Genomic DNA, 23,918 nt, shown 5'->3' with positions numbered 1-23,918 from the left:
TTGCGTAAACCAAACCGTTCAGTTTAGTTTTGATCTATGACAGTTAACGCAACTGAACTCGAGCAGGAGTCTGGGCCGACGCGCCTCGACCGGACCACGATCGTTCTTGTCGCCGCGATGGCGGCCGCCGCCTTCATGGCCGTCCTCGACGGCACCGCCGTGACCGCGGCACTGAAGGACCTGCAAGGCAGCCTGGACGCCTCCGTCTCGAGCATCGTCTGGACGACGACCGGCTATCTCATCGCGGCCGGACTCGCTCTGCCGCTGGTCGGATGGGCGACCGACCGCTTCGGCGGCCGCCGGATCTTCCTGGTCGGCCTCGCCGTGTTCGTCCTCGGGTCAGGGCTCTCAGGTCTGGCCTGGTCTGTCGAGAGCTTGATCGCCTTCCGCGCAGTGCAAGGCTTCGGTGGTGGCCTGCTAGAGCCGGCCTCCCTCGCGATCGTGGCGGCCGCCGCACCGCGCGAGCACGTCGGCAGGGTGATGGGCCTCCTGTCGCTGATCATCAACATCGCCCCGGTCGTCGGTCCGCTCTTCGGCGGTGCGCTGGCCGGCAACGGGTGGTGGCGCGGGATCTTCCTCGTCAACCTTCCGCTCGGTCTGCTCGTCCTGGCAGCCGCGTTGCGAACCCTCCCCCGCACCGGCGGCGCACACGCCGGTCTGCGCGCCGATCTTCGCGGAATCGCTTTGCTGTCACCGGGATTCGTACTCATCCTGCTCGCCGTGAACCGCTGGGGCGAAGGTGCGCCCGGCGCTGTTGTGGTGGCGCTCGCCGTGGTCGGGGCGGCCATGCTCCTCGGCTACGTCGCACACGCACTGCGGACCAGTGCACCTGTCCTCGATGTACGCCTGCTCGCCATACCCTCCTTTGCCGGAGCGCTCCTGGTGATGGCGATGGTGGGCTTCACGATGTACTCGATGCTGGCCGGTCTGCCGTTGCTCGGCGAGCAGCGGTTCGGGTTGGAGGGTTTGTCACAGGGCGTCCTGGTGACGGCGCTGGGCGCCGGGCTGCTGATCTCGATGGCGGGCTCCGCCAGGATCAGTGACCGGATCGGGCCACGCCCACTAGTCCAGGCGGGCGGTCTCACGCTCGCGGTGCCGATGGTCCTGCTCATGCTGGTCCACGACTCCTGGCCGCTGCCCCTGCTGCTGGGGCTGCTCGCCCTGGCCGGTCTCGCCTTCGGCTGCGTGGCCGCGCCGACCTTCTCCAGCGTCTACCGGACGCTCGCACCCGAGAAGGCCGCGCAGGGCACCACGGCGTTGTTCATCACGGTCCAGCTGGCCGCGTCTCTCGCGGTCACCGTGCTCGGCTTCCTGCTCGCCCGCTCACTGGACGACCCGTTCACCGTGCTGTTCGGGATGCTCACCGTCGCTGCGCTGGCGATGGGCATGCTCGCTCGCCGACTCCCCGGGGCGCCGACCGCCTGACTGACTGCCGCCCCGGCAACGAGACGTCCGATTCCTGCCAGACGTCTCGGCGCCGGGGCGCAAGGCTGATCTCATGACGACGATCCAGGCGTACGCCATCCCGACCGATGACATGAAGGCCATCTGGCACTCCGGCCTCGACCAGCGCGGCAACACACTGCGGCCCCAGCGCCACGAGGAGACGTTCCCGCTGCGCTGCTGCCTGCGTCAGAGCGAGCTCACCGAGGAGATCGCGCTGATCTCCTACGCCCCACTGCAAGGCCCCTCCCCCTGGGCCGAGGTCGGTCCGGTGTTCGTCCACGCGACGCCCTGTGACGGCTACGACTCCCCCGGCCTGCCGGAGGCGATGCGCATCGGTTCGAAGGTGCTGCGCAGCTATCGCGCGGACGGTTCGCTCGACTACGACGGGATCGTCGTGGCCGAGCCCGACGCAGATCTCGAACCCCTGCTCGAGGACCTGCTGGCGGACCCCGCACGAGCCGAGGTCCACGTACGGTCCCTCACCGCGCAGTGCTTCACGTACCGCGTCACTCGATCGGGCGAGGCACCGCTCACCTGAGGTCCCGAGCCACCGGCACGCTGATGGACAGCGCGAAGTCCTCACGCGGATCGGTCCACCAGTGCACGACCTGCAGGCCGGCCGCGGCCAGCTCGCGGGTGATGCCCTCGCGACGGAACTTCGCCGAGATCTCCGTACGCATCTGCTCGCCGCGCGTGAAGGTCACGTCCAGGTCGAGGTCCCCGATGCGAATCTGCTGGTCGCGCAAGGATTCCAGCCGCATCTCGATCCACTCCTCCTCGGGGTCCCACAGCGCGCGGTGGGCAAACGCACCCGGGTCGAAGTCGGCGTCGAGGCTGCGGTTGAGGACCTGCAGCACGTTGGCGTTGAACTCAGCCGTGATGCCCTGGGCATCGTCGTACGCAGCCACCAGGCGACCTTCGTCCTTCACCAGGTCGGTGCCGAGCAGAAAGGCGTCGCCGTCGGTCAGGGTGTCACGCACCTCAGCGAGGAATGACGAGCGCTGCTCGCGGTCGAGGTTGCCGATCGTCGAGCCGAGGAACGCCAGCAGCCGGCGCCCCTCACGCGGCAGCTCACCGAGGTGCTTCTCGAAGTCACCGACCACCGGCTCCACCGTGAGACCGTCGAACTCGGCGCTGACGGCCACACTCGCGTCGGCCAGGACGGCCGGATCGACGTCGAACGGGACGAACCGGTCGAGCGTGCCCGCATCGCGCAGCGCCTGTAGCAGCAGACGAGTCTTCTCCGAGGTCCCCGAGCCGAGCTCCATGAGCGTCGTCGCACCCGTGAAGGCCGCGATCTGACCGACGCGCTCGAGCAGGATCGCGCGCTCAGTGCGGGTCGGGTAGTACTCGGGCAGGCGCGTGATCCGGTCGAACAGCTCGCTACCGCGTGCGTCGTAGAAGTACTTCGGCGGCAGCACCTTGGGGATGCGCGTGAGGCCATCACGCACATCGTCGGCCATCTGAGCGGCGAGTGACGTCGGGTCGAGATGGACGGAGACATCGAGCGTGGACATTCAGTCCTCCAGAACGGTCACGGCGACCCCACTCGGGGTCACCTCGATCAGGTGGTGGTCAGGGACGTCGACCCATCGCGGGTCGTCGTCGTAGGGCTCGCTGGCAACGACGACACCGAGGTCGTCGACCAGATAGCTGAGCGGGTCACCCCAGGTCACGCCGAGGACGCGTGAGCCGTCGGTGAGCAGCAGGTTGAGGGTGGCGTCGGGTGCGCGCCGAGCCACCCGCCGTACGGTCTCGGTCACGTTGTCGACGCCCTCGGCGAAGACGTGAGCCGCGAGAACCGCTGAATCGCATACGGATTCGGCGTCGCGCGTGGTCGGCAGCGCCGTGCGGTCGACACGGCCGTTGTGCGAGAGCAACCAATGACCGTCGGTGAACGGCGCGGCTGCTGTCTCGTCCAGCGGCATGCCGACCGTGGCCGAGCGCACGGCGGCGAGGACGCACCGCGCGAACAGCACGGGTGCGACTGAGGCGAACGAGGCGTCCGACCACAGAGGCCGCGAGGACCGCCATCGCACGGGTTGGTCGACATCGGGGACGTGCAGCCCCACGCCCCAGCCGTCGGCGTTGAGCAGGCCCCGCTTCTGCCGGCGAGGTTGATAGGACTGCCGCAGCAGACCGTGCTCCGGCGCGAGGACGAGCGAGTCCACCGACCGCTCCTCACCCAGCCACGCCTGGTGACGGCACATCTCAGGCGTCCCAGGCGAGTCGTACGCCGCTGAAGATCTGCCGGCGCACCGGCAGGTCCCAGTTGCGGAACGACGGTCGGATGCTCGCTCCGCCGACCGCCCACGAGCCACCTCGCAGGACCCGGAAGTCGCCGCCGAAGAACGGCTGGCTGTAGTCGGCATAGAGCATCGGCCGGAACTGCGGCCAGGCCTCGAACTGCGAGGACGTCCACTCCCAGACGTCGCCGATCATCTGCTCCACGCCATAGGCCGACGCGCCGCCTGGGTAGGCGCCCACCGGGGCCGGACGCAGGCCATCACCGCCGAGGTTGGCGAGGTCGGGCGTCCACGGCTGGTCACCCCACGGCCAGCGACGGCGCCGGCAGAGAACGGGATCCCAGGCACACGCCTTCTCCCACTCCTGCTCAGTGGGTAGGCGCGCCCCGGCCCAGGAGGCGTACGCCTGCGCCTCCCAGTAGGACACGTGCTGCACCGGCTCATCTGTCGGGATCTCCTCGACCGCGCCGAAGCGCAGCCGCGAGCCGTCAGGCAACCAGAACTGGGGGCGCTGCAGACCCGCCTCGAGCCGGTGGACCCAGCCCGGCTCGGACCACCAGCGCCGCTCGTCGTAGCCACCGGCGTCGATGAACAGCTGCCACTCGGCATTGGTGACCGGAACGCGCCCGATCCGAAAGGCCGGCAGCTCGACACGGTGGGCCGGGCGCTCGTTGTCCAGGGACCACGGCTCGTCATCGCCGTCCACGCCGAGGACGAACTCGCCGGCCGGCACGAGGACTGAGTCACTCGGCAGCACTCGCCCACTCGGTAGGGCGGCACCAGCGCCGAGGAGCGGCTCGCCGTCTCGCAGCTGGTGAGTCGCGAGCATCGTCTCGACGTGCTGCTGCTCGTGCTGCTCCACCATCACGTAGGGAAACAGCCGCTCCGGATCGGCGCTCTCGAGCTGGTCCAGGACCCGGCCGCGCACGTCGCCGATGAACGCGCGCGACTCCTGGGGAGTGAGGAGAGGCAGCGAGACCCGCTCCGCGCGCGGATGCTCGAACGCGTCGTACAAGCCCTCGACCTTGGCGGACAGCAACCCCTGGCACGCCGAGTTGCCGCCACGCAGCAGCCAGAGGTCCTCCTGCTGACCGATGTGCGCGAGGTCCCAGACCAGCGGGCTCATCAGCCGGTGGTGCTGGGTGGTCAGCGCCGAGTCCTCGAACTCGGTCAGACGATGGGTACGCACTCGAGCGGCTTCGAGGCCGCGGGCGACGGACTCACGCATGGGACTCCTCCTGGAGAACTCGGATCGGACCATCGGACTCGACACGGCGGCGGATCACGTCGCTCAGGCTGTGACCCGACGCGGTCAGATCGGCCAGCTCCTCCACCGGGGCACGCAGGCTTGGCGGGCCGTGCGCTGCCGCGATCTCCAGGCACGTCAGGGCCGCGCGGCGAAGGGCACGGTCGCCCAGGCCATCGCGAGCTGCGGTCTGCCAGACGTCTCTCACCGGTTCGCACGCGTCAGCAGCGAGGTCGGCCGCCGTCGGATCGTCCATCAGCGTGGCGACGACGCCTGCGACCGCGGGCCACCACTGGTCGGGCAGCGCATCGAGGTAGCGCAGCTCGAGGTAGCCACGTGGCCGCACCGGTGGGAACAGCGTGCTGATGTGGAAGTCCAGGTCCTCAAGGCGCGGCTCGCGGGTCACGGGCCCGAGACCGCTCAGCCAGTCCTCGAACGACACTCGCTCGGTCACTCCGGTCGTCGTCGCGCCGTCGTGGACCGCCATGACCGGCGCGGCGAGTGCGTACGACGCCCACGCGCCATCGGGGTCAGACGACGAAAACCGTTTGGTACGAGCAGGATCCAGCCCCAACCAGGCGGCCTGTCGCATGGAGTGCCAGCCCGAGGTCGCGCCGCCCACATAGGGAGAGGTGGAGGAGAGCGAAATCATGACCGGCCCGAGCAGGTGCGCCAGATCGAGTCGCTGCGCCCACCCGTGCGCAGGACCGGCATCGAGATTGACCTGGAGCGCGGCCGTCGAGGTCATCATGTGGCTGGCCGCGGGCGCGCACCCGAGCGCGCTGAAGTGCTCCTCCATCGCGCGGTAGCGCGGGGCGGGGTTGATGCGCTGCGGTCTCCGCGCGAGATCAGTGCCGAGCGGCGCCCCGCCGTAGCCTGCCTCGCTCAGTGCGGTCGCCAGCACCGACCGATCCGCGGCCAGCGACCGGACCGCGGCGGCGACATCGGGCTCGGGCGGCGTCGACAGCTCCAGCTGACCGCCAGGCTCGACCGTGATCGCGCTGCCGGACGGCATGACCGGAAGCGCGGCGACAAGGCGCTGCACCTGGTCCCACTGCGGACGACGACCTGGATGGTGGAGGTCGATCAGGTGCAGCTCGAGCTCGAGCCCGACCCGGCCAACCGGGCCCGCGGTGAAGGCACTCTCAGTGAGGTAGTGGCGTGCTGCCTCCACCGGATCGGCGGTGAGCAACGGATCGGTCAGATCGTGGTCAAGGCTCGATGAAAAACGTGGCGCGGTCATCCGCCCCCTCCTGGTCCGGACCGGTCGTCAATGACGACCGCGGGTCGGTGCGGGGGCGGCCCGTCAGGCCGTCCTCGTCGTGCTCCTGGCTGTGCGCGGGCCCGGGCAAGGGACCGCAACCAGGTCGTGCTCGACCGGCCAGAGCCGGCTTGCCGTCAGCCTAACCCCGAGGTCAGACAGCCCATCTCGTCGGCGGTGAGCGCGGCGGCCGGAGCCAGTCGTAGAAGGGGTTCGCTGATCTCGGCTGAACGCCATGGCAGACATGCCGTCACCAAGATTCGGTGATCGCGCGCCAAGCGGCGCTGCACCGCCTCGACGTCCTGCCCGTCAGTCGGTCGGAGACCCACGATCGCCCCGACGGCGTCGAGCGGATCGGCGACCGCCCAGCCGGGAACGTCCCGCATCACCTGGCGTAGTCGCGCGCCCGCCGCTGCGAGAGCGGCACGTCGTTCGGACGGACCGGCTTGGACGTGCTCGCGGACGGCGTGGGCGAGGCCGACCTGGGCTGCCACCGGCCGCTCCCCCTTGCGCAGTGCCTCGATGGTCGACAGGTCCGCATCGGTGCGGGTGCGAAACGGCGTGAGCTGGTCGCGGGCCGATGCTCGGACGGCCAGGATGCCCAGGCCGCGCGGGCCAGCGAGCCACTTGCGGCCTGGTGCGTAGGCGGCGTCTGCGCCGAACGCCGTGTCGAGGTGCCCCAGCGACTGGGCGGCATCGACCCAGACCGTGACGCCCGCCGACCGGCACAGGGCGATGGCCTCAACCACCGGTTGACTCACACAGCGGTGCGAAGCCAGGTGCGTGAGGTGCAGAACGTCCGGCGGCGAGCTGCGCAGGGTTCGCTGAAGTGCGTCGAGATCCAGGACCCCGCGGTCGTCGACGTCCATCAGCACCGGACGGAGATCGTGATGGATGAACGCATCCACATTGGGCCCCCACTCCGCAGGGACGACGCCGACAGCTGCACCGTTGGGCAGCGGCCACGTCATCAGCAGCGTCCGCAGCGCATCAGTGGCGCTCCCGACCAACGCCACCCCGTCTTCATCGACTCCGAGCAGACCAGCGAGGTCGCGGTAGGCCCGCTCCAGGACGGGTGCAGCCTCGGCCTGGGCGGGATAGCTGCCCACCGAGGCCTCCAGCGCGAGATGGTCGGTCATCGACGCGATCGTGCCCTCAGAAGCACGTCCTGCCGCCGCGGTCTGCAGGTGGAGCAGAGGTTCGGTCATGGCCCGGGTCTCCGTCGTCACGCCGGCCAGCGTAGGCAACGGGCACGACAAGGCCGCCCCCGGCGTACTCAGTGAGTACGCCGGGGGCGGCCTTGTGCTGCTACGTGGACCTCGATCAGTCGCGAGGCTTCTCGCGCATCTCGTACGTCGCAATGAGGTCGCCCAGCTGCAGGTCGTTGTAGGACCCGAGGTTGATACCGCACTCGAAGCCCTCGCGGACCTCGGTGACGTCATCCTTGAACCGGCGCAGACCAGCGATCTCGACACCCTCAGACACGACGACACCGTCACGCGTGATGCGTGCCTTGGTGCCGCGCTTGATCTCACCCGAGCGCACGATGGAACCGGCGATGTTGCCGAACTTGGAGGAGCGGAAGATCTCGCGGATCTCCGCCGTTCCGAGCTCGACCTCTTCGTACTCCGGCTTGAGCATGCCCTTCAGAGCCTGCTCGATCTCCTCGATGGCCTGGTAGATCACGCCGTAGTAGCGGATCTCCACACCTTCCTTGTCGGCGTACTCGGCGTTCTGGCCCTCTGCACGGACGTTGAAGCCGATGATCACCGCGCTGGAGGCGACCGCAAGGTTGATGTTGTTCATCGTGATCGAGCCGACGCCACGGTCGATGATCCGCAGGTCGACCTCGTCGCCCACGTCGATCTGCATCAACGCGTCCTCGAGCGCCTCGACCGAACCGGACACATCGCCCTTGAGGATCAGGTTGAGAGTCTCGACCTTGCCCGCCGCAAGCGCGTCGTTGAGGTCCTCCAGGCTGATCCGCTTGCGCGCCTTGGCCAGCGACGCCTGACGGTCCGCAGCTCCACGCTTCTCCGCAATCTGGCGTGCCGTGCGGTCGTCGGGAGCCACGATGAACGTGTCACCAGCGCGCGGCACCGAGGCGAGACCGGTGACCTGGACAGGACGCGACGGGGTCGCCTCCTTCACGTTGTTGCCATGCTCGTCGAGCATGGCGCGAACGCGACCGTGGGCCACACCGGCGACGATGCCGTCACCGACACGCAGGGTGCCGGACTGCACGAGCACCGTCGCGACGGCACCGCGACCACGGTCGAGGTTGGCCTCGATCGCGACACCGCGGGCGTCCTTGTCCGGGTTGGCCCGCAGGTCCAGCGCCGCGTCCGCGGTGAGCAGGACGGCCTCGAGCAGCGCGTCGATGTTCTGACCCTGCTTGGCGGAGACGTCGACGAACATCGTCTCGCCGCCGTACTCCTCGGCGATCAGGTTGTACTCGGTCAGCTGCTGACGGATCTTCTGCGGGTTGGCCCCGTCGACATCGATCTTGTTGACGGCCACCACGATCGGCACGTCGGCCGCCTGCATGTGGTTGAGCGCCTCGATCGTCTGCGGCATCACGCCGTCGTCCGCCGCCACGACCAAGATCGCGATGTCGGTGACTTTGGCACCACGGGCACGCATCGCCGTGAAGGCCTCGTGACCCGGGGTGTCAATGAACGTGATGGCGCGGTCGACGCCCTCGTGGTCGGTGTGGACCTGGTAGGCACCGATGTGCTGAGTGATGCCACCGGCCTCGCCCTCGGCGACATCCGCGTTGCGGATGGCGTCCAGGAGGCGAGTCTTACCGTGGTCGACGTGGCCGACGACGGTCACGACCGGCGGACGCGCCTCGAGCTCCTCGTCGCCCTCGCCCTCCAGCTCGGCCTCGAGGTCGATGTTGAAGGCGCTGAACAGCTCCTTCTCCTCGTCCTCCGGCGAGACCACCTGGACGTCGTAACCGAGCTCGGAACCGAGCAGGCGGAACGTGTCCTCGTCCAGCGACTGGGTCGCGGTGGCCATCTCACCGAGGTGGAACAGCACCGTCACCAGGCTGGCGGGGTTGGCATCGATCTTGTCGGCGAAGTCGGTCAGCGACGCACCGCGACGAACGCGCACCACGGTGGATCCGTTGCCGCGGGGAACGGTGACGCCACCCGGGCTGGGCGCTGACATCTGCTCGAACTCTTGGCGCTTCGCGCGCTTGGACTTGCGACCGCGGACCTTGCCGCCACCGCGACCGAACGCACCCTGGGTGCCGCCGCGACCACCAGGGCCACGACCGCCACCGGGGCGACCGCCGAAGCCGCCGCGGCCTGCGAAGCCACCGCCGCCTGCGCCGCCGCCACCACCGGGACCACCACGGCCGCCACCGGGGCGAGCAGGACGCTCGCCCGGACGGGGCGTTGCAGCACGATCCGGCATCATGCCGGGGTTCGGACGTCCGGCACCGCCGCCACCAGCAGGACGGGGGCCGCCCGGACCGCTCTGGCCGCCGCCACCCTGGGCCGGGCGACCGGCAGGACGCGGAGCGGCAGGACGGGGACCGCCCTGACCGGGCGCGCCACCACCGCCACGAGCGCTGGCCGGGCGAGGCATGCCCTGGCTGGTCGCGAACGGGTTATTGCCCGGACGCGGGTTGCCGCCACCACCCTCGCGACGCATGCCCTGCGAGGAGGAGAACGGGTTGTTGCCCGGGCGGGGACCCGGCGCGGCCGGGCGCGGGCCCGGGGTCGCGGGACGCGGGGCGCCACCTGGACGGGGTGCGTCGCCGCCACGAGCGGCCGGCGCCTCAGGCGCGGACGTGGACGGTGCCTCGACAGCGGGTGCCTCAGCAGCGGGTGCCTCAGCAGCGGCCGCAGGAGCCTCGGGGGTAGCCGGGGCAGCCTTCTTCGCACCCGGCTTGGGTGCAGCAGACGCCGGCTTCGCGGGTCCCGGGGCGGGAGCCTTCGACGGCGTAGGACGAGCCGGCTCGGCCGCAGCAGCCGGTGCTGCCGGCGCGGCAGGTGCAGGCGCAGCGGGCGTGACCGGTGCGGGCGCAGCAGCCTTCAGTGCCGGAGTCTCGGCAGCAGGCTTGGGCGCCGGCGCCGGGGCGGCCTTCTTGGCGGGGGGCTTGGGGGCTGCCTTGGCAGGGGCAGCCGAAGATGCCGCGTCGGACTTGGCCGACGGCGGGGGGTTTTCCTTGATCTTGCGAACGACAGGAGCCTCGATGGTCGAGCTCGCCGTCTTGACGAACTCTCCCTGCTCCTTCAAGTACGAGAGCAGTTCCTTGCTCTCGACTCCGAGCTCTTTGGCGAGCTCATGGACCCGGACCTTAGCCACGTTTCTCCTCAACTGGAATCGTGACGGTCCGGGCCGGGCCGGCATCTTGCCGGGCAGCACAGACCGTCAGTACTGGGTGCTCATTGCTGAGTACTCATCGGGTGCTCATCAGCGTCAAACCCGCTTTCCTACGGTCTGCCTCGACGTCGGTCGCCAAGGCGTGTCCTTCGTACATCACTGCTGCTCGATCCATTCCCTGAGCCGACTCAGGTCCAGCGCGGCGTTGACACGCAACGCTCGACCGAAGGCTCGGCGCCGATCCGCCTCTGCGAGGCAGTCAGCCGTGGGATGCAACCAGGCCCCTCGGCCCGGCAGCCGCTCACGGGTGTCGGGGACCACCGCGACGGCGTGAGCCGCGGACCCCTCGACCACGAGGGCAACCACTCGTAGCAGTGCTGATCGGTCATCTCTCCGGCGACAGCCCACACAGGTGCGCCGCGAGGCGTGCAATGGGGGCTGCCGGACGGCATGCAAGTGACCGGTCTCAGCCATTCTAGCCCGAAGCTCAGGCGTCGCCGTCCACGGGTGCCTTAGCAGCGCCCGCAGGAGCGGTGTCCTGGGTGTCCGGCCGGATGTCGATGCGCCAACCGGTCAGCTTGGCCGCCAGCCGCGCATTCTGGCCTTCCTTGCCAATGGCCAGGCTCAGCTGGAAGTCGGGGACCGTGACCCGGGCCGCCCGGGCCTTGGGGTCGGTGACCTCGACCGACTGGACCCGGGAGGGCGACAGCGCCGCCGCCACGAACTCGGACGGGTCCTCTGAGTAGTCGACGATGTCGATCTTCTCGCCGTGCAGCTCGGTCATCACCGCGCGCACGCGGCTACCCATGGGGCCGATGCAGGCGCCCTTGGCGTTGACGCCCGGCGTCTTGGAGTGCACCGCGATCTTGGTGCGGTGCCCCGCCTCACGCGCCAGGGCCGCGATCTGGACGGTCCCGTCCGCAATCTCGGGGACCTCTAGGGCGAACAGCTTGCGGACGAGGTTGGGGTGCGTACGCGACAGGCCGATCTGCGGACCCTTGGGACCGCGCTTCACACTCACGACGTAGCAGCGCAGCCGCTCGCCGTGGACGTACTTCTCCCCCGGCACCTGCTCGGCCGACGGGAGGATGCCCTCCACCGTGCCGAAGTCGACGCGCACCACACGCGGGTCGCTGGACTGCTGGATCACACCAGCGACGATGTCGCCCTCCCGGCCGCGGAAATCGCCCAGGATCGCCTCGTCCTCCAGGTCGCGCATGCGCTGCACGATGACCTGCCTGGCCGTCGACGCAGCAACACGGCCGAAGCCGGTCGGGGTGTCGTCGAACTCCGGCCCCGCCTCGCCGCGGATGCCCTCGTCGTCGACCTCGCCGTCCTCGCGGGCCCACACCACGACGTGACCGGTCTTGCGGTCGAGCTCGACGCGCGCGGCGCGGTAGGTGCCCTCCTCGCGGTGGTAGGCCGTCAAGAGCGCCTGCTCAATCGCCGGCACGATGACATCCATGGGGATCTCACGCTCACGCTCCAGCGCGCGCAGCGCCGCCATATCGATGTCCATCAGCTGTCCTTCTCGTCGTCGGGGGCCGTCTCGGTCGCCCCGGAAGCGCGGTTGAACTCGACCTGGACCCGGGCCTGGGCGCAGTCGGCATAGGCCACGGTGTGCGTGGTGCCGGGGCGCCCCTTGGGTCCTGGCACCTCCAACGTCACCTCGCGGTCGGTCGCGGCGGTGATGCGGCCTGTGAGGGACTCGCCCTCGGTCGGTGTGAGCTCCACGAGACGACCGACGTTGCGTCGGAAGTGCCGGGGCTCGGCCAGCGGGCGGTCGGTGCCTGGTGAGCTGACCTCGAGCACGTAGGGCTGATCGCCCATGACGTCCGACGCGTCGAGCGCATCGCTGACGGCTCGGGTCGCATCGGCGACCTCGTCCAGGCTGAGGGGCTCCACCGGGCTGGTCGTGTCGTCACCGGACAGCAGCGGAGTCACCTCACGGTCCACGAGGACACGCACGAGGCGTCGTTTGCCCGCGGGTGTCACCGCGACGTCCTCGACGAGGAGCCCCAGCGGCTCGACCGCCGAGGCCACGTCGCCATGGACCTGCTCGGCCCGTGCCGTCGCGCTCATCGTCAGCCCTGTTCTCGAGTTGTACGCAGGCGCGAACGCGCACCCGCACCGAAACTCTAACGGAGAACGGGCGACGTCCCGAACGACCGGAGTACGCCGGAGCGCGCCTCAGATCATCAGCTGCGGCTCACCGAGGTGGCCGCCGGCCATACCCGCGGCCAGGGTCACTCCCGAGTCGGGGTCGATGACGAGGAATCCGCCGGTGTGGCGGTGCTGGGCGTAGCCGTCCACAGCGACCGGGTCGGCGAGCTGGATGGTGACGCGACCGATGTCGTTGAGTTCCAGTGGAGCGGCATCGCGGTCCCAGCGCTGGTCATCGACGTGCCAACGCTCCTCGACCGGGCCGATGAGCCCGCGAGTGACGCGAGTACCGACCTTGACCAGAACCCGCTGCCGGTCGCGCCCGGCGTCCTCGCTCAGCCAGCACAGGACGCCCTCGATGACGCGGACGACACCGGCCTGGTCCTGCGCGCTGGAGAGCACCTCACCGCGAGCCACGTCGAGCTCGTCGGCCAGACGCAACGTGACCGACTGGCCCGCCGTCGCCTCGGCCTGCTCGCCTCGCGGGCCGTCGATCGCGGCCACGGTCGAGCGCAGACCGCTCGGTTGCGCCACGACCTCGTCCCCGACCCGGACCGTCCCGGAGCCGACCCGTCCTGCGAGTCCCCGGTAGTCCGGGTGGTCATCGGTACGCGGGCGCAGCACCAGCTGCACCGCGAACCGCAGCGCCTCATCGGTCAACGACCGGCGCGCCGGCAGCTGCTCGAGCAGGCTGAGCAGCGTCGGCCCCTCGACCCAGTCCGGGCCCGGTGCCGCGACACCCTCGCCGGTCAGCGCCGACACGGGCACGACCTCGATCTGGTCCAGACCGACCCGCTTGGCCACCCGTCGCACATCGGCCACGACCTCATCGAACCGTGCTTGGTCCCACTCGACAGCGTCCATCTTGTTGACCGCGAACACCACGTGCGGGACGCGCAACAGGGACATCACCGCAGCGTGCCGACGAGTCTGGACCGAGACGCCGTTGCGGACATCGACCAGGATCACCGCGGCATCTGCCGTGGACGCACCGGTCACCGTGTTGCGGGTGTACTGGACGTGCCCGGGCGTGTCAGCCAGGACGAACGAGCGCCGCGGCGTCGCGAAGTAGCGGTAGGCGACATCGATCGTGATGCCCTGCTCACGCTCGGCGCGCAGGCCATCGGTCAGCAGTGCCAGGTCGAAACCATCAGCACCGCGGTTACGGCTGACGTGCTCAAGCGCGTCGTACTGGTCGGCCAGGATCGACTTGGTGTCGTGCAGCAACCGGCCCACCAGGGTGGACTTGCCGTCATCGACCGACCCGGCAACGACCAAGCGCAGCTGGCCCGCAGCGGCGGGGGCGTTCTCGTCCGGCGTGGGCGCCGGCCTCTCGGTGAGCACCGTCATCAGAAGTAGCCCTCTCGCTTGCGGTCTTCCATGGCAGCCTCGGAGAGCCGGTCATCGGCTCGGGTCGCGCCACGCTCGGTCAGTCGGCTGACGGTGATCTCGGCGATCACGGTCCGTACGTCACTCGCGTCGCTCTCCACGGCGCCGGTGCAGGAGCCGTCGCCGACCGTGCGGTAGCGGACGGTCTTGCGCTCGAGGGTCTCGCCGTCGCGAGGGCCGCCCCAGGGACCCGGCGTCAGCAGCATGCCGTCGCGCAGGAACACGTCACGCTCGTGGGCGTAGTAGATGTCGGGCAGCGGGACGTTCTCGGCCTCGATGTAGGCCCAGATGTCGAGCTCGGTCCAGTTGGAGATCGGGAAGACGCGCGTGTGCTCCCCCGGTGCGTGACGACCGTTGTAGATGTTCCACAGCTCAGGACGCTGACGGCGCGGGTCCCAGCCGCCGAACGCGTCGCGCACCGAGAAGATGCGCTCCTTGGCCCGGGCGCGGTCCTCGTCGCGGCGCGCACCACCGAGGAGGGCGTCGAACTTCTGCGCAGCGATGGTGTCCAGCAGCGGCACGGTCTGCAACGGGTTGCGGGTGCCATCGGGGCGCTCCTTGAGACGCCCGTCGGCGATCCACTCCTCGACGTGAGCAACCTCGATGCGCAGGTTGCCATCGGCAACAACCTGGTCGCGGAAGCGCAGCACCTCCGGCAGGTTGTGACCGGTGTCGACGTGCAGCAGCGTGATCGGCAGCGGCGCCGGCCAGACTGCCTTGCGCGCGAGGTGCAGCAGTACCGCCGAGTCCTTGCCGCCGCTGAAAAGCAGTGCGGGACGGTCGAACTCGGCGACCACCTCGCGGATGATCTCGATCGCCTCGGCCTCCAGGTCAGCCAGCGTCGGGCTGAGTCCAGTGACGTCGGGCGCGTCAGTCGTGGCAGTCATGACGCCGCCTCCTCTGTGGTCGTTGCGGTCAGCAGCTGATGGACGTGGTCCACGGCGGTGCTCAGGTCGATGCCTGTCGTGTCCAGCCGCAGGTCCGGCTCCTCGGGCGCTTCGTAGGGGTCGTCGACACCAGTCAGGCCGGTCAGCTCGCCGGACTCAGCCTTGGCGTACAGCCCCTTGACGTCGCGGCGCGCGCACTCGGCCAACGGGGTCGCGACGTGCACCTCGAGGTAGGACGTGTCGTGCTTGTCATGGTGAGCGCGTACGTCATGGCGGGCGTCGGCGTACGGCGCGATGACGGGCACCAGAGACACGACGCCGTGACGCGACAACAGCTCGGCGACGAAGCCGACCCGGCGTACGTGCGTGCTGCGGTCCTCACGCGAGAAGCCAAGCCCCGCAGACAGATTCGTGCGCAGCTCGTCGCCGTCCAGCACCTCGACCGACCGGCCCTCGGAGCGCAGCCGCTCCGCGAGCGCCTCTGCGACCGTCGTCTTGCCCGCACCGGAGAGCCCGGTCAGCCAGACCGTGGTCACAGGTGGATCCCGCACTCAGTCTTGTCGTTGCCCGACCAACGACCCGCGCGAGCGTCCTCACCAGCGAGCACGCGACGCGTGCACGGCGCACAACCGATCGACGGAAAGCCCTGCGACAGAAGCGGATTCATGATCACGTCGTGCTCGTCGATGTAGGCCTCGACCTGCTCGTCGGTCCACAGCGCAAGCGGCGCAAGCTTGATCTTCTCGCGACGCTCGTCGAAGGCGACGACCGGAGTGTTGGCGCGCGTCGCCGACTCTGCCCGGCGCAAGCCGGTCGCCCAGCCGTCGTAGGTGTCGATCGCCTCGTCCAACGGGTGTGTCTTGCGAAGCGAGCAGCAGAGGTCGGGGTCTCGGTCGTGCAGCTTGGCCCCGTAGGTCTCGTCCTGCTCAGCGACCGTCTGGCGGGCGGTCAGGTTGCGCAAGGTCACGTCGTAGGTCCGCGCGACCTGGTCACGCGTCTGCAGCGTCTCCGGGAAGTGGTAGCCGGTGTCGAGGAAGAGCACGTCGATGCCGGGGATCACACGCGAGGCCAGGTGGACCAGCACCGTGTCCTGCATGGATGCGGCGACGGCGACACGGTCGAGGTGACGGTCCGCCCAACGCAGCACGTCCTCGGCGGTCGCGCCCTCGAGCTCGGCGGCACCCTGCTGGGCCAGCCCGCGCAGATCGGTCGCGACGGTCATCGCAGCGCCTCCTCGTCAGCACGCATCGCCCACTCGGCGAACCTCTCGCCCTTGGTGTGGCCGGCCTGGTAGTTGCGAGCCACGCGAACGACGTAGTCGCTGAGCTCGGCAGAGGTGACCTTGTGCGAGCGCAGCTTGCGCCCGAAGCCGGCGTCGAGGCCGAGCCCGCCGCCCAGGTGCACCTGGAAGCCTTCGACCTGCTCGCCGTCCGCGTCCGTGACGATCTGACCCTTGAGGCCGATGTCGGCCACCTGGATCCGGGCGCAGGAGTTAGGGCAGCCGTTGATGTGCACCGAGATCGGGCGGTCCAGCTCGAGGTCGGCCAGCCGGGCCTCGAGGTCGGTCACCAGGTCATGCGCGAGCTGCTTGGTCTCGACGATCGCGAGCTTGCAGTACTCGATGCCGGTGCACGCCATCACTGACCGCCGCCAGGTCGATGCCCTGGCCACCAGGCCGAGGGGCGCGAGCGTCTCGACGAGGGTGTCGACCTGGTCCGGGTCGACGTCAAGGACGACGAGCTTTTGGTACGGCGTGAGCCGGACTCTCCCCGACCCCGCGGCCTCAGCCGCGTCCGCGACGGCCGCGAGCGTCGTACCGCTCACACGTCCGGCGACCGGCGCGAGGCCGACGTAGCGGCGACCGTCCTGCTGCTCGAAGATGCCGACGTGGTCGACGGGCCGCGAGGGCACCGGTGCGGCCGGACCGTCAAGCAGGGGCCGCTTAAGGTACTCGGTCTCCAGGACGTCGCGGAACTTCTCGGCGCCCCAGTCCTTGACGAGGAACTTCAGGCGAGCACGGTGCCGCAGCCGGCGGTAGCCGTAGTCACGGAAGATCGACACGACGCCGTACCAGACCTCGGGCACTTCCTCGAGCGGGACGAAGGTGCCCAGCCGGACGGCGAGGTGCGGGTTGGTGGACAGGCCGCCGCCGACGAGGACGTCGAAACCGGGCCCGTGGTCAGGGTGCTCGACCCCGACGAACGTCACGTCGTTGATCTCAGGTGCTGTGTCCGGCAGCCAGGAGATGGCCGTCTTGAACTTGCGCGGCAGGTTGGAGATCGACTGGTCGCCGATGTAGCGCCGCTTGATCTCCTCGATCGCCGGGGTGCCATCGAGCACCTCATCAGTGCTGACGCCGGCCACGGGCGAGCCGAGGACCACACGCGGGCAGTCACCGCAGGCCTCGGTCGTCGACAGGCCGACCGCCTCGAGGCGGCGCCAGATCTCGGGCACGTCCTCGATGCGGATCCAGTGGTACTGAATGTTCTGCCGGTCGGAGATGTCAGCGGTGTCGCGAGCGAACTCGCGCGAGATCTCGGCGACGACGCGCAGCTGCTCGACGGACAGGGCTCCGCCGTCGCTGCGGACCCGCATCATGAAGTACTCGTCCTCGAGCTCTTCAGGCTCCAGGCTGGCCGTCCGTCCGCCATCGATCCCGGGACGACGCTGGGTGTAAAGGCCCCACCAGCGCATCCGGCCGCGCAGGTCCTCGGACGTGATCGAGGCGAAGCCTTCCTTGGAGTAGACGTCCTCGATCCGCTGCCGGACGTTGAGCCCGTCGTCCTCCTGCTTGAACGCCTCATTGGGGTTCAGCGGCTCGCGGTGTCCCAGCGCCCACTGGCCCTCGACCTTGTCGTCGCGCGAACGGCCGGGCTTGGGGGGACGTGCCACAGTCGTCACAGCAGGTGCCCTCCTTGGGCGTCAGACAGATGCCAGACAATAACCATCCATTTTCTGGCACATAACGTCAAATGATGGGGACCTTTGTCTCAGGCGCCGGACCCGGACGCGCGTGGCATGATCCCTCCGTGGCAGAGGGAGGTCGGGGGACGACGCGCAGAGCTGTCGTCGCCGGCGTTCTCGGACTGACCGGAGCCGCGTTCCTCGGAGGCTGCAGCGTCCGGCTCGAGCGGGACGCACCGGACATCCCGGGCCTCAAGACCCCGGACCCGCCCCCTGATCAGCCCGTGCTCCTGGCCACGCTGGCAGATCTGCGTCGACTGCACACGGCGGCGGAGGCCACCCCCGGCGAGGGCGCGCGCCTCGCCGCCATGCATCAGGCGCAGGCCGACCGGCTCGCCGCCGTGGTCGCCGGGCTGGGCATCACCGCACCGACCACCACCTCACCGGCCACACCGGTGCTCGGCTCCGCGGAGGTCGCATTCGCGCCGGGCGCAAGAGTCGCCGACATCGCTCGGGCGAGCACTACCTACGTCCCGATGCTGGCCGCAGTGCTCGCCTCCCGCGGCGCCGCCGGGCAGTCGCTCGGACAGGCGCCGGTCTGGCCGGCCGCCCGGATGCCGAGCGCCCTCGCGGTCTCCCTGCTGGCAGCCGTACGCCCCGCGGTCTACGGGTTCGAGATGATCGCGGCCAGGACACCGAGCAAGGAGCGCAAGCCGGTGCGCGCCACGCTCAAGCAGCTGTACGCCGCTCGATCCAGCCTCGAGGCTGCCGCCGGCGCGGCGGCTCCCCCGGCCCAGCTGACCTACCAGCTGCCGTTCGCCATCACCGACGCATCCTCCCGGAGCAGGCTCGCCCAAGAGCTGCTCACCGCGATGGTGACGACAGCGGCGGGCCAGGCGGCCGGCGTACGAGGTCGGCCGGCAGATCTCAGCGGTCTGCTCGACGTGTGGTCGACAGCGATCGCCTTGTCCTGGACCTGGGGCGTTGCGCCGACGGCCTTTCCGGGACTGACGGCATGACCGAGCTGCCCGACCTGAACGACGTCGACCGCTTCATCCCGGCGAAGTTCCGGCGCATGGTCAGCGGCCATGAGCCCGAGGGCGGAGTCGAGGGCACGGACTGGCTGCGCGACCTCCCCCGACTGGTGAGCGAGTGCGCGAGCGAGTGGGACCTTGAGCCCACCGGCGCGGTGCTGCACGGCATGTGCGCCGTGGTCATCCCATGCCGGCACGACGGCGACTCGGTGATGCTGAAGGTCACCTGGCCGCACCCGGAGGCGGCGCATGAGCATCTCGCGTTGCGCGCGTGGGACGGCGACGGAGCCGTACGCCTCGTCGCGGCCGATCCGTCACGGTGGGCGATGCTGCTGGAGGCGCTGGACCCGGAGCGTCCGTTGGCCGATGTGGACGTCGACGAGTCCAACCGGGTGATTGGCGACCTGCTCCACCATCTGGATCGACCGGCGTTTCCTCAGCTCGTCACCCTGTCGACGGAGTGCACACGGTGGGCCGAGCGGATGCGTGTCGAGGGTCCTCGGGCACTCCCCCGACGGATGGCCGAGCGCGCGGCAGCCATCTTCCGCGAGCTCGGGTCGGCCGACGACATCGATGCCCGGCTCGTGAACTCCGACCTGCATGACGAAAACGTGCTCGCCGGTGATCGCGCCCCTTGGCTGGCGATCGACCCCAAGCCTGTCGCGGGGGTGCCGGAGTTCGCGATCGCGCCGTTGATGTGGAACCGCCTCGAGGAAGCCATCGCCGCTCCTTCAGCCCGCAACCACCTGCGCCGACGTCTCGAGATCGCTTGCGAGGCAGGCGGATTCAGCGAGGAGCTGGCGCGCGACTGGACGTTCGCGAGATGCGCGCTCAACGCCGTCTGGGAGAACGAGCGTCCTGATGATGCCGATCGGGACTGGATCTCGCACATGGTGACGGTCTGCAAGGCGATGCAGGACTGAGGTCGTGCTCAACCGCACCCCGTTGTGGGGTGCCGGTCACTGGCCAGCCACGGCTCGGAACGTCTCGAGGTCGCCCCACTCGTCAGGCTCGGCCAACGGATGTGCGTCGTAAGCGGCGTACGTCGCATCGATCTCGTCCTCCGGCAGACTCTCTCGCGCCATGCGCCAATTATCACCTCCCACGCCACATCAGACGAGGTCGTCTGGTGCGAAGACCTGCACGTGATCAGTTGTCGCCAGATGGATGGGCCACTGAGGCTGCTGACCGGCGAACGCCTCGGTGAGGGCTGCCGCCCAGCGCCGGTCGCCGTCCTGCATCCACGTCGGCCCGGGCCGCGAGAGCAGCATCGGCACCGACTCGACCTTCACCTCCTCGCGCGCGTGCTCGATGAGACGGGCGATGCGCGCTACGTCATCGGGGTCGGGCTCGTCGGGAAGCTCGTCGATCGGGACGATGAGCGGCGTCGGTCGCCCCTCGCGATCGAGGAAGATCAGCCAAAGGCTGCGCTGGCTGAAGCCTCCCTCGCCCATCAAGCCCTCCCAGAGCTCCAGGAGGTCGACCTCGGTCTTGATCACGCAGTCGCGCAGAGAAGTTGTCATGGGCGTTGATCATGGAGCGAGTCGGAGATCAGCCTCCGAAGTTATCCACAGGGCGCCCGCTGCTGGGTGCCTCGAGCGCTGCCCGGAGGCGGGCGGCGTACGACGCCCGCTCACCTATGGACGCCCACCGCACTTCGTCGTGGCGTCCGTAGAGATTGTCGCCCACGTACCTCGGGAAGACGTGAACGTGCAGGTGCCACACGTCCTGGTTGCCCGCCGGCTCATTGTGCTGACGAGTCGAGATGCCTTGGCAATCATAGGAATTGCGCATCGCGATCGCGACTCGTCGGGTCATGTCCCAGACCGCGTGACCCTCTTCTGGACTGATGTCGTAGAGGTTCTCGACGTGGGAATCGGGGATGACGAGCACGGCGCCTTCGTTGGCGGGCCACCACTTCGGCGCAATGCGTGCGGTCGCGCCGCCTTCACGCAGCACGATGTCCGTCGCGGCATTGCGCTCGTCGTACGCGCCGCGCAGCAGGCGACAGAACGGGCAGTCGTAGCGGTCCGGCTCGTGATTCCACACGGGTCGGACGCTACGCGCTCGGTAGGCTGCGCCGGTGACGCCGACCACGATCGAGACCGAGCGCCTGACCATGCGGCCGTGGCGCGACGCCGACCTCGAACCGTTCGCGGCGCTCAACGCCGACGATGAAGTGATGGAGCACTTCCCGGCACCGATGACCAGGGAGGAGAGTGACGCTCTGGCCGACCGAGTGCGTACCCACATCAGCGAAAATGGTTGGGGTTTATGGGCGGTCGAGGTCAAGGACACCGGGGAGTTCATCGGCTTCACGGGACTCAGCAGGCCGTCGTTCGAGGCTCACTTCACACCTGCGGTCGAGGTCGGGTGGCGACTCGCCCGCAACGCGTGGGGTCACGGCTACGCAACCGAGGCGGCGCGAGCCGCGCTCCGGTACGGATTCACCGTCGCGAAGCTCGACGAGATCGTGTCGTTCACGGCAGCAACGAACACGCGGTCGCAAGCCGTGATGCAGCGAATCGGCATGGTGCGCAACGAGACCGAAGACTTCGACCACCCGCGTCTCGAACCCGGTCATCGACTCTCGCAACACATGCTCTACCGCCTCACGCGCGAGCGTTGGTTCGCCTAGCCGTACACAGCGGGATCTTCTCGACATGAATGTCTGCGGTGTCCTGCCGCCCAGCGACTAAAGCGGTTAATCTCTCTCCCGGGCCATGAACTGGTCCACCGCCTGCAGGGAGGAATCGACGATGTCCAACGGTATGGACCACGACGGCCGCCGACCAGCACCGAGTCGCCGCACCGTGCTGCGGTTCGCAGCCGCCAGCGCGGCCGCAACCACCGCACCGGGCCTCCACATTGCCCGTGCCACGGCTGCGACGCCTGACCCGGGCTACCCGACCGATCACACTCAGGTCGTCCAACGCATCCCTCCAGGACCGTCCACCTTCGGCTACATCAGTGGCGATCTGCTCGCCTTTGATCCCAAGACCGATCCGAGTGCGCGGTACTTCCGGGGCCGCGTCCCGCTCGCACCCCGCATCCCGACCTTCCGCCCCACCCAGGCCCACCCCGACCTCGATCCGGGCACGCAGCTGCTGACCCTCGACGGCGACTACCGCGGCAGCAGCGCCGACCTGCGCGCTCGCGCGTACGGAGACGAGTCGTTCGTCTACACGCACCGCTACTGGAGCTACCTCGACTACTGGGCGAGCTGGCACGGACAGATCCTGAAACGGTTCACCCAGGAGGACGTGATCGCCTCGCAGCAGGACGGCGGTCCCCCGCTGAAGTACGGCGTGGTCGAGATCCCCAACCCGGCATGGATCGCGCACGGGCACCGCAACGGTGTGAAGGTCCTGGGCTGCTGGTTCTGGCCACGCGGCGACGCAGACCAGTTCGCTGCACTGGTCCAGCAGCGCGCAGACGGCAGCTTCCCCGTCGCCGACAAGCTCATCGAGATCCGACAGTTCTTCGGGTACGACGGCATGTTCATCAACCAGGAGGGCGAGCCGTCCGCGGGCCAGCCGTCGCCGTACTCCGACGCCGAGCTCGCGGCGCGACTCAAGGAGTTCGTGCGCTACCTCAAGGCGAAGGATCCCGACTACTACCTGTGCTGGTATGACTCGTTCAACGCCAAGACCGGCAAGGTGGAGTACCGCAACCGCGTCGACGAGGTGAACGCCGTCTGGTTGGGCACACCCCAGGAGACCTTGGTCGACTCGATCTGGATGAACTACGACTGGCCGCGCGCGGACTCCGACCTCGCGATCTCTCGTCGCACGGCGGTGAAGGCCGGGTTCGACCCGCTCCAGACGGTATTCGCCACCACGGAGGCACAGCAGGGTGGCTTCAACCCTCGCGAGCGGTTCTCCGACCTGGCCAACACCACGACGACCGCACCGACATCCTGGGCGCTGTTCGTGCCCAACGAGATGTGGAACAGCGAGTTCAACAACGACGTGACCTTCACCCCGAAGGGACGTGCGCACGCTCGGCGCTGGGAGCAGCAGTACTGGGTCGGGCCGAAGGGCAATCCCGCTCTGAGCGGCAAGACCAGCGCGACCCAACCGGCTGGTCGTACGGACATCCACAACCCAGCGCACTGGGACGGTGTCGCGCACACGATCGTCGAGAAGTCGGTCGTCGGGTCCTTGCCCTTCTCCAGCAACTTCGACATCGGTGTCGGCCCGTCGTTCACCATCGGCGGCCAGCAGATGAGCGACCGCCCCTGGAACAACATCGGGTGCGCCGACGTACTCCCGACGTGGCAGTACTGGAACATCGACCGTCGGGGCGCATCGTCCTCGGTGACGCTCGACGAGACGCGCGTCTGGGAGGGCGCTGCCTCGATCCGGGTCCAGGGCAGCACAGGCAACGCCGGCTCCGTGGAGCTACGGCTCTACAAGACGGCCCTTCCTGCTCGACATGGCCTCGACGTCTCCTTCGTCGTACGACCCGATCACCCCGGCTATCAGTACGACATCGGCATCACCTACGCGGACGATCCGCGGCTCACGATCTGGAGCGCACTGGAACCAACCCGCACGACGCACGGCTGGGTCACCGTGCACGGGAGGGTGCCAGCAGCGGACCGCACCGTCGCGGCGGTGGCGATGAGGGTGCGCGCTCCGCGCGTCGCCTCTTTCGGCCTCAACCTCGGCAATCTCACTCTGATCGCCTCGGACACTCCACCGCAGCGGCCCGACCGGCCGACCGGATTTCGGGTCACCCACCTGGCGCGGGTCGACGACCGCGTCGAGGCGGCGTTCGCATGGGATGACGACCCGTCGGTGCGTGCGTACGACGTGCTCCAGGAGGTGGGGCCGTCCTGGAAGTGGCTCGGCCGCGTCGACAGCGACGCGCTCTTCGCCCTCGACACCTTCCCGAGCACGGGCGCGCATCGCAGGTTCCAGCTGGTGCCTATCGGTGCGGTCTACCAGCGCGGCCCGGCGACCACCGCTACGGCTACCGTGCAGCCGTAGCGGTGCCCTT

The 23,918-nt window shown here is 69.1% G+C and carries 23 protein-coding genes; 6 read left to right on the top strand and 17 right to left on the bottom strand.

From position 1 onward, the window contains the following. The first annotated feature begins 36 nt into the window (after positions 1–36). Both VV02_RS12345 and VV02_RS12340 read left to right on the top strand, forming a co-directional pair. Positions 37–1,425 (top strand): DHA2 family efflux MFS transporter permease subunit, encoded by a 1,389-nt coding sequence (locus VV02_RS12345; protein ID WP_083450115.1) that lies wholly within the window; start codon positions 37–39, stop codon positions 1,423–1,425. Positions 1,426–1,498: 73 nt separating this feature from the next. Next, positions 1,499–1,984, top strand: coding sequence for a DUF1203 domain-containing protein (locus VV02_RS12340; protein ID WP_052591828.1), 486 nt, complete (start codon positions 1,499–1,501; stop codon positions 1,982–1,984). Here VV02_RS12340 and egtD read toward each other — a convergent pair. The 14 genes from egtD to VV02_RS12270 form a co-directional block, all read right to left on the bottom strand. Further along, a complete protein-coding gene (gene egtD, locus VV02_RS12335; RefSeq protein WP_052591827.1) occupies positions 1,977–2,963 on the bottom strand; it encodes an L-histidine N(alpha)-methyltransferase in 987 nt (328 codons plus the stop codon). The genes VV02_RS12340 and egtD overlap by 8 nt on opposite strands. Next, positions 2,964–3,656 carry an ergothioneine biosynthesis protein EgtC gene (gene egtC, locus VV02_RS12330; protein ID WP_052591826.1) on the bottom strand — a complete coding sequence of 231 codons (693 nt, stop codon included), beginning with the start codon at positions 3,654–3,656 and terminating at the stop codon, positions 2,964–2,966. Between the two features lies 1 nt (position 3,657). Next, positions 3,658–4,920, bottom strand: a complete 1,263-nt coding sequence (gene egtB / locus VV02_RS12325) for an ergothioneine biosynthesis protein EgtB (RefSeq protein ID WP_052591825.1) — start codon at positions 4,918–4,920, stop codon at positions 3,658–3,660. After that, positions 4,913–6,181, bottom strand: coding sequence for an ergothioneine biosynthesis glutamate--cysteine ligase EgtA (gene egtA / locus VV02_RS12320; RefSeq protein ID WP_052591824.1), 1,269 nt, complete (start codon positions 6,179–6,181; stop codon positions 4,913–4,915). The genes egtB and egtA overlap by 8 nt, the downstream gene beginning before the upstream one ends. A gap of 155 nt (positions 6,182–6,336) precedes the next feature. Then, on the bottom strand, positions 6,337–7,428 hold the full coding sequence (locus VV02_RS12315; protein WP_169787679.1) for an aminotransferase class V-fold PLP-dependent enzyme: 1,092 nt from the start codon (positions 7,426–7,428) through the stop codon (positions 6,337–6,339). Between the two features lie 94 nt (positions 7,429–7,522). Further along, positions 7,523–10,519 (bottom strand): translation initiation factor IF-2, encoded by a 2,997-nt coding sequence (infB, locus tag VV02_RS12310; RefSeq protein ID WP_052591822.1) that lies wholly within the window; start codon positions 10,517–10,519, stop codon positions 7,523–7,525. Between the two features lie 174 nt (positions 10,520–10,693). Next, a complete protein-coding gene (locus tag VV02_RS12305) occupies positions 10,694–11,011 on the bottom strand; it encodes a YlxR family protein (RefSeq protein ID WP_052591821.1) in 318 nt (105 codons plus the stop codon). Positions 11,012–11,024: 13 nt separating this feature from the next. Continuing rightward, positions 11,025–12,056, bottom strand: coding sequence for a transcription termination factor NusA (nusA, locus tag VV02_RS12300; RefSeq protein ID WP_052591820.1), 1,032 nt, complete (start codon positions 12,054–12,056; stop codon positions 11,025–11,027). Continuing rightward, the gene (gene rimP / locus VV02_RS12295) at positions 12,056–12,619 is read right to left on the bottom strand and encodes a ribosome maturation factor RimP (protein ID WP_052591819.1); all 564 of its coding nucleotides are present in this window, start codon (positions 12,617–12,619) and stop codon (positions 12,056–12,058) included. The genes nusA and rimP overlap by 1 nt, the downstream gene beginning before the upstream one ends. Before the next feature lie 108 nt (positions 12,620–12,727). Further along, positions 12,728–14,050 (bottom strand): sulfate adenylyltransferase subunit 1, encoded by a 1,323-nt coding sequence (locus VV02_RS12290; protein WP_083450114.1) that lies wholly within the window; start codon positions 14,048–14,050, stop codon positions 12,728–12,730. Next, on the bottom strand, positions 14,050–14,976 hold the full coding sequence (gene cysD / locus VV02_RS12285) for a sulfate adenylyltransferase subunit CysD (RefSeq protein WP_052591818.1): 927 nt from the start codon (positions 14,974–14,976) through the stop codon (positions 14,050–14,052). The genes VV02_RS12290 and cysD overlap by 1 nt, the downstream gene beginning before the upstream one ends. After that, positions 14,973–15,512 (bottom strand): adenylyl-sulfate kinase, encoded by a 540-nt coding sequence (gene cysC, locus VV02_RS12280; RefSeq protein ID WP_052591817.1) that lies wholly within the window; start codon positions 15,510–15,512, stop codon positions 14,973–14,975. The genes cysD and cysC overlap by 4 nt, the downstream gene beginning before the upstream one ends. Next, complete coding sequence (locus VV02_RS12275; protein WP_052591816.1) at positions 15,509–16,198, bottom strand: phosphoadenylyl-sulfate reductase; 690 nt, start codon at positions 16,196–16,198, stop codon at positions 15,509–15,511. The genes cysC and VV02_RS12275 overlap by 4 nt, the downstream gene beginning before the upstream one ends. Beyond that, positions 16,195–17,877, bottom strand: a complete 1,683-nt coding sequence (locus tag VV02_RS12270) for a nitrite/sulfite reductase (protein ID WP_179945359.1) — start codon at positions 17,875–17,877, stop codon at positions 16,195–16,197. Before VV02_RS12270 ends, VV02_RS12275 begins: the two co-directional genes overlap by 4 nt. Positions 17,878–18,005: 128 nt before the next feature. Between VV02_RS12270 and VV02_RS12265 the strand changes: the two genes are divergently transcribed. Continuing rightward, positions 18,006–18,899: a DUF4439 domain-containing protein gene (locus tag VV02_RS12265; protein WP_052591815.1), complete on the top strand. Its 894-nt coding sequence runs from the start codon at positions 18,006–18,008 to the stop codon at positions 18,897–18,899. Next, positions 18,896–19,837 (top strand): aminoglycoside phosphotransferase family protein, encoded by a 942-nt coding sequence (locus VV02_RS12260; RefSeq protein WP_052591814.1) that lies wholly within the window; start codon positions 18,896–18,898, stop codon positions 19,835–19,837. Before VV02_RS12265 ends, VV02_RS12260 begins: the two co-directional genes overlap by 4 nt. Before the next feature lie 36 nt (positions 19,838–19,873). On the opposite strand, the gene VV02_RS27340 is transcribed toward VV02_RS12260, so the two are convergent. Genes VV02_RS27340 through VV02_RS12250 form a run of 3 tightly spaced genes read right to left on the bottom strand, consistent with a single transcriptional unit; the run spans position 19,874 to position 20,963 of the window. Continuing rightward, positions 19,874–19,999 carry a hypothetical protein gene (locus VV02_RS27340; RefSeq protein ID WP_281177301.1) on the bottom strand — a complete coding sequence of 42 codons (126 nt, stop codon included), beginning with the start codon at positions 19,997–19,999 and terminating at the stop codon, positions 19,874–19,876. A gap of 27 nt (positions 20,000–20,026) precedes the next feature. Beyond that, positions 20,027–20,437 (bottom strand): hypothetical protein, encoded by a 411-nt coding sequence (locus VV02_RS12255; RefSeq protein ID WP_052591813.1) that lies wholly within the window; start codon positions 20,435–20,437, stop codon positions 20,027–20,029. Between the two features lie 28 nt (positions 20,438–20,465). Continuing rightward, the gene (locus VV02_RS12250; RefSeq protein WP_052591812.1) at positions 20,466–20,963 is read right to left on the bottom strand and encodes an HIT family protein; all 498 of its coding nucleotides are present in this window, start codon (positions 20,961–20,963) and stop codon (positions 20,466–20,468) included. 34 nt (positions 20,964–20,997) lie between these two features. Between VV02_RS12250 and VV02_RS12245 the strand changes: the two genes are divergently transcribed. Both VV02_RS12245 and VV02_RS12240 read left to right on the top strand, forming a co-directional pair. Continuing rightward, positions 20,998–21,552 carry a GNAT family N-acetyltransferase gene (locus tag VV02_RS12245; RefSeq protein WP_052591811.1) on the top strand — a complete coding sequence of 185 codons (555 nt, stop codon included), beginning with the start codon at positions 20,998–21,000 and terminating at the stop codon, positions 21,550–21,552. Positions 21,553–21,673: 121 nt separating this feature from the next. Further along, entirely contained in the window at positions 21,674–23,908 is a 2,235-nt protein-coding gene (locus tag VV02_RS12240) for an endo-beta-N-acetylglucosaminidase (protein WP_052591810.1), read from the top strand. The last annotated feature ends 10 nt before the right edge of the window (positions 23,909–23,918 follow it).

The organism is Luteipulveratus mongoliensis, from assembly GCF_001190945.1.
Classification (GTDB): Bacteria; Actinomycetota; Actinomycetes; order Actinomycetales; family Dermatophilaceae; genus Luteipulveratus; species Luteipulveratus mongoliensis.
The sequence above is the reverse complement of the archived record's forward strand: the minus strand, read 5'-3'. Positions and strand labels throughout refer to the sequence as shown.

Coding starts and splice junctions, on each gene's coding strand:
- VV02_RS12345 (WP_083450115.1), top strand. CDS start 37: ATGACAGTTAACGCAACTGAACTCGAGCAGGAGTCTGGGCCGACGCGC.
- VV02_RS12340 (WP_052591828.1), top strand. CDS start 1,499: ATGACGACGATCCAGGCGTACGCCATCCCGACCGATGACATGAAGGCC.
- egtD (WP_052591827.1), bottom strand. CDS start 2,963: ATGTCCACGCTCGATGTCTCCGTCCATCTCGACCCGACGTCACTCGCC.
- egtC (WP_052591826.1), bottom strand. CDS start 3,656: ATGTGCCGTCACCAGGCGTGGCTGGGTGAGGAGCGGTCGGTGGACTCG.
- egtB (WP_052591825.1), bottom strand. CDS start 4,920: ATGCGTGAGTCCGTCGCCCGCGGCCTCGAAGCCGCTCGAGTGCGTACC.
- egtA (WP_052591824.1), bottom strand. CDS start 6,181: ATGACCGCGCCACGTTTTTCATCGAGCCTTGACCACGATCTGACCGAT.
- VV02_RS12305 (WP_052591821.1), bottom strand. CDS start 11,011: ATGGCTGAGACCGGTCACTTGCATGCCGTCCGGCAGCCCCCATTGCAC.
- nusA (WP_052591820.1), bottom strand. CDS start 12,056: ATGGACATCGATATGGCGGCGCTGCGCGCGCTGGAGCGTGAGCGTGAG.
- rimP (WP_052591819.1), bottom strand. CDS start 12,619: ATGAGCGCGACGGCACGGGCCGAGCAGGTCCATGGCGACGTGGCCTCG.
- VV02_RS12290 (WP_083450114.1), bottom strand. CDS start 14,050: ATGACGGTGCTCACCGAGAGGCCGGCGCCCACGCCGGACGAGAACGCC.
- cysD (WP_052591818.1), bottom strand. CDS start 14,976: ATGACTGCCACGACTGACGCGCCCGACGTCACTGGACTCAGCCCGACG.
- VV02_RS12275 (WP_052591816.1), bottom strand. CDS start 16,198: ATGACCGTCGCGACCGATCTGCGCGGGCTGGCCCAGCAGGGTGCCGCC.
- VV02_RS12260 (WP_052591814.1), top strand. CDS start 18,896: ATGACCGAGCTGCCCGACCTGAACGACGTCGACCGCTTCATCCCGGCG.
- VV02_RS27340 (WP_281177301.1), bottom strand. CDS start 19,999: ATGGCGCGAGAGAGTCTGCCGGAGGACGAGATCGATGCGACGTACGCC.
- VV02_RS12255 (WP_052591813.1), bottom strand. CDS start 20,437: ATGACAACTTCTCTGCGCGACTGCGTGATCAAGACCGAGGTCGACCTC.
- VV02_RS12240 (WP_052591810.1), top strand. CDS start 21,674: ATGTCCAACGGTATGGACCACGACGGCCGCCGACCAGCACCGAGTCGC.